Raw genomic sequence first — 4302 nt, forward strand, 5'->3', positions numbered from 1 at the left:
CGCGAAGCGCCCGCCGGTCGAGCGCGTCGGCGCGGCGACCACCCAGTTGCTGGCCGGGCTGGGCGACGTACCGGCGATCGTGCTCGGCCGCCGGACCGACGTGCTGGCGTGGAACCGCCCCGGGCACGCGTTCTTCGCCGGCCACCTCGACTTCACCGCGCCCGGCCGCCCCGCCGACCGCCCGAACATGGCCCGCCTGGTCTTCCTCGACGCGCACACCCGCGACCTCTATCCACAGTGGACCGAGAAGGCCCGCGCGGTGGTCGGCAACCTGCGCCTGACCGCGGGCAAGCACCCGGATGACCGCCTGTTGAGCACCCTGATCGGCGAGCTCGTCACGGGCAGCACCGGCTTCGCCGCGATGTGGGCCGACCATCGGGTTCTTGCCTGCGCGGCGACGGAGTACGCCATGCGCCACCCGCTGGTCGGCGACTTAACGGTGCACCAGCAGAGCCTCACGCTCGCGCACGCGCCTGAGCAGACGTTGGTGGTTGTGACGGCCGAACCGGGCTCGTCTTCTCATGCGGCACTCACGCTCCTGACCGCGGCGACCGCCGACCGCTGAGCCACCGCCAGCCCACGTTTGTGCGAGGCCTTTCGGCGGGTGGAAGCTGTCCGAGCCGGTGCCGCCACCCGGGTCCAGGTCAGCCGGGCTCGGTGCCGTAGTCGGCCGGGCGGGTGCGGAGCTTCGCCGCGATACGAGCCAAGGCCTGCCGGTCAGTCTTCGAAAGCGGGTCGAGCACCAGCTCACGGACCGAACGCACGTGGACCGGCGCGGCGGCGACGACCACTTCGTGCCCGGCCGAGGTCAACGCGGCCAGGGTGTAGCGCCCGTCGGCCGGATCAGGGGAGCGGGTGACCCAGCCGCGGTTCTCCAGCCTTTTGACCACATTGGACAGCCGGGAGAGCGAGCCGTTCGTCAGGTAGGCGAGTTCGCTCATCCGGATCCGGCGGTCCGGGGCCTCGGAGATCTGGCTGAGCGTCATGTACTCGAACAGCGTCACGCCCGCGGCCTGCTGCAGCGGCGCCTCGAGCCGGCCGGGCATCAGGAGGGCCAGGGAGATCAAGCCGGTCCAGGCTTCCTTCTCCGCGGCGTCGAGCCACCGCGGCTCGTCCGCGGCGCCGCTGGGACCCGGGCTGGTGATCGAGGGCATCGCGTCACTGTACCGCCTCGCCTTGACTTCACCCTTGAAGTCAAGGCAGACTGAAATCACTTCAACCTTGAACTCATAGGAGTGCGCACGATGCCGGTTTCGCTGATCAACCCGGACGGCCACGTGGTGGTCCCCGACTACCACCACGTCGCCGTCGCCACCGGCGGGACGCAGGTCCACCTCGCCGGTCAGGTCGCGTGGGACGAGAACGGCGCGCTGGTCGCGCCCGGCGACCTCGCGGGGCAGGTCGTCCAGGTCTACCGCAATGTCGCCAAATCGCTGGCCGCCGCCGGCGCCACGTTCGCCGACGTCGTGCGCGTCACCTGGTACGCCGCGGGCTGGCGGCGCGAGCGGTACGACGACTTCCGCGCCGGCGTCGAACAGGCGATGAAGGAACTCGACATCACGGCGACGCCCCCGGCCGCGCTGATCGGCGTCGAGATCCTGTTCGACCCGGAAATCCTGGTCGAAGCCGAGGTCACGGCCGTCGTCGACCGGTCACGCGTCAGTTGAGCTTGCGCGTGTCGGCGGGCAGCCCGCCACCGGCGTAGACGTCTTCGGCCAGCTTCGCCAGCGCGGTGAGCGCCACGTTCTGGCTCCACGGCCCGTAGGACACCCGGGACACGCCGAGTTCCTGCGCGCGGGCCAGGGGGATCGAGCCGGGGATGCCGATGAGGTTGACCTTGCGCTCGCCGAGTTCGCCGACGAGGCGCGCCACCTGGTCCTCGTCCAGCTTGCCGGGCACGAAGAAGTTGGACGCGCCCGCGTCGAGGTAGGCGCGGCCGCGGGTGAGGGCCTCGGCCATCGCCGTCTCCGGGTCGGTCTTGAGGAAGGCGTCGGTGCGGGCGTTGAGCACGAAGTCGACGCCGACCGACTCCGCGGCCGCGACGGCGGCTTCGACGGCCTTCACGGCTTCGGCGAGCGGCTTCATCTGGTCCTCGAGGTTGGCGCCGACCGCGCCCACCTCGATGGCCCTGGCGATGGTGCCGCCCGGGTCGCCGTAGCCCGCTTCGAGGTCGGCCGTCACGGGCAGGTCGCCCGCGGTCCGCACGATCAGGGCGACCTCGGCGATCATCTCCTCGCGCGGGATCTTCTCGCCGTCCGGGTAGCCGCGCGAGGCGGCGATGCCGTGGCTGGGGGTCGCGAGGGCCCGCGTGCCCGGCGTCTCGGCGACGACCTTGGCGGTGATCGCGTCCCAGACGTTGACTACGAGCAGCAGCTCGGGCGCGGCGTGCAGCTCTTGCAGGAGGGTGGCCTTCTCGGCGGTCGAGCTCATGCCGTCCAATCTAGAGCGGCGCGCGGTGGTTGGATGGACGCCATGCTGGTGGGTGCGCACGAGGTCGAGGTGTTCGAGGCGGCCCGGCCGCGGCTGGAGGCCATCGCGTACCGCCTGCTGGGGTCCGCGGCCGACGCCGAGGACGCGGTGCAGGACACGTTCCTGCGCTGGCAGGCCGCCGGCCGGGAGCACATCGAGACGCCCGAGGCGTGGCTGACGAAGGTGCTCACCAACCTCTGCCTGAACCGGCTCACCTCGGCGCGGGCGCGGCGCGAGACCTACGTCGGCCAGTGGCTGCCCGAGCCGGTCTTCGCCGGGGACCGGATGCTCGGCCCGTCGGAGACCGCCGAGCAGCGCGAGTCCGTCTCGATCGCGGTGCTCACGCTGCTGGAGCGGCTGTCGCCGCAGGAGCGCGCCGTGTACGTGCTGCGCGAGGCGTTCGGTTACTCCCACGGCGAAATCGCCGAGGTGCTCGACCTCACCGAGGCCAACAGCCAGCAGGTCTACCGGCGTGCCAAGCAGCACCTGGCCACCGGGCGGCGCCGGCCGGCGGTCGACGCGGCCGCGGCCCGCAAGGTCGTCGAGGAGTTCCTCGCCGCGGCGCTCAGCGGCAACACCGACTCGCTGGTGCGGCTGCTGACCGACGACGCGGTCGCGATCGGCGACGGTGGTGGCGTGATCATCTCGGTGCCCGAGCCGATCACCGGCGCCCTGCGGGTGGCGAGGTTCCTGCGCACGCTGTTCAAGCCGACCGACGCCAAGTGGGCGATGATCGGCGGCCGCCCCGAGCTGTTCGCCGCGGTCGCCAACGGCGTGCCCGCGCTGGTCATGGTCGTCGGCGACCGGATCGCCGGGGTCTTCGCGCTGGACGTCACCGACGGCGGCATCGCGGCGGTCCACGCGCAGGCGAACCCCGGCAAGCTCGGCCGCGCGACGCGGCAGTGGGCGGAAATCACCCCGGGGGAGCCGCTCGCCGGCAACTGGTGACTCACGTCACAGCCCGCACCTGTCAGGTTTCGCGCCGCCATCCGGTTCAGGCAGCGAACACCGACCGGACAGGAGCGAAACCATGAAGCACCGCATCGTCGTCCTCGGGGCCGGGTACGCCGGCGCCAACGCCGCCGGGCGCCTGGCCAAGCGGCTGCACCCCGCGGGCACCGAGATCACCGTCGTCAACGCCGATCCCGAGTTCGTCGAGCGCGTCCGCCTGCACCAGCTCGCGAGCGGCCAGGACCTCAAGCCCCGCCCGCTGACCGAGGTCCTCGCGGGAACCGGCGTCCAGGTGCGCGTCGGCAAGGTCACCGCCGTCGACGCCGAGCGCAAGACCGTCAGCGTCGACGGGCACGGCGAACTCGCCTACGACACGCTCGTCTACGCCCTCGGCAGCACCGCCGCCGACAGCGACGTGCCCGGCGTCGCCGAGCACGCCCACCACCTCGCGGGCAAGCAGTCCGCGCTGCGGCTGCGGGCGCGGCTGGCGGGACTCGCCGCGGGGGAGACCGTGCTCGTCGTCGGCGGTGGCCTCACCGGGATCGAAGCCGTCACCGAGATCGCCGAAGCCCGGCCGGACCTCGCCGTCTCCTTCGCCGTCCGCGGCGAACTCGGTGCCTGGCTGAGCGAAAAGGCGCGGCGCCACCTGCGCGCGGCCGTCGACCGGCTCGGCATCGCCGTGCACGAGCACACCGACGTCGCGGGCGTCGGCCCGGCCGCCGCGAGCACCGCGGACGGCCGCGAAATCCCGGCCCGGGTCACCGCCTGGACGGCAGGCTTCGCCGTCCACCCCATCGCCGCGGCCACGACGCTGACGGTCGCCGCGACGGGACAGATCGTCGTCGACGAGACCCTGCGGTCGGTTTCGCACCCCGACGTCTA

The 4302-nt window shown here is 72.5% G+C and carries 5 protein-coding genes and 1 pseudogene; 4 read left to right on the forward strand and 2 right to left on the reverse strand.

All coding sequences use genetic code 11. The annotated features are described in order from the left end of the window. Window positions 1-565 (forward strand): annotated as a pseudogene (locus tag G3I65_RS16010) (transcriptional regulator); the annotation flags it as partial. 79 nt (window positions 566-644) lie between these two features. Here G3I65_RS16010 and G3I65_RS16015 read toward each other — a convergent pair. After that, window positions 645-1154 (reverse strand): MarR family winged helix-turn-helix transcriptional regulator, encoded by a 510-nt coding sequence (locus G3I65_RS16015; RefSeq protein WP_160696821.1) that lies wholly within the window; start codon window positions 1152-1154, stop codon window positions 645-647. Window positions 1155-1244: 90 nt separating this feature from the next. On the opposite strand from G3I65_RS16015, the gene G3I65_RS16020 reads away from it, so the two are divergent. After that, complete coding sequence (locus G3I65_RS16020) at window positions 1245-1667, forward strand: RidA family protein (protein WP_160696822.1); 423 nt, start codon at window positions 1245-1247, stop codon at window positions 1665-1667. On the opposite strand, the gene G3I65_RS16025 is transcribed toward G3I65_RS16020, so the two are convergent. Then, a complete protein-coding gene (locus G3I65_RS16025) occupies window positions 1660-2430 on the reverse strand; it encodes an isocitrate lyase/phosphoenolpyruvate mutase family protein (protein ID WP_160696823.1) in 771 nt (256 codons plus the stop codon). The genes G3I65_RS16020 and G3I65_RS16025 overlap by 8 nt on opposite strands. Window positions 2431-2472: 42 nt before the next feature. Between G3I65_RS16025 and G3I65_RS16030 the strand changes: the two genes are divergently transcribed. Both G3I65_RS16030 and G3I65_RS16035 read left to right on the forward strand, forming a co-directional pair. Then, on the forward strand, window positions 2473-3417 hold the full coding sequence (locus tag G3I65_RS16030; RefSeq protein ID WP_160696825.1) for an RNA polymerase sigma-70 factor: 945 nt from the start codon (window positions 2473-2475) through the stop codon (window positions 3415-3417). An 82-nt stretch (window positions 3418-3499) separates the two neighbouring features. Next, the coding region (locus G3I65_RS16035; protein WP_160696824.1) for an NAD(P)/FAD-dependent oxidoreductase at window positions 3500-4302 on the forward strand (803 nt) is incomplete at its 3' end.

The organism is Amycolatopsis sp. SID8362 (genome assembly GCF_010550475.1).
GTDB classification, from domain to species: domain Bacteria; phylum Actinomycetota; class Actinomycetes; order Mycobacteriales; family Pseudonocardiaceae; genus Amycolatopsis; species Amycolatopsis eburnea.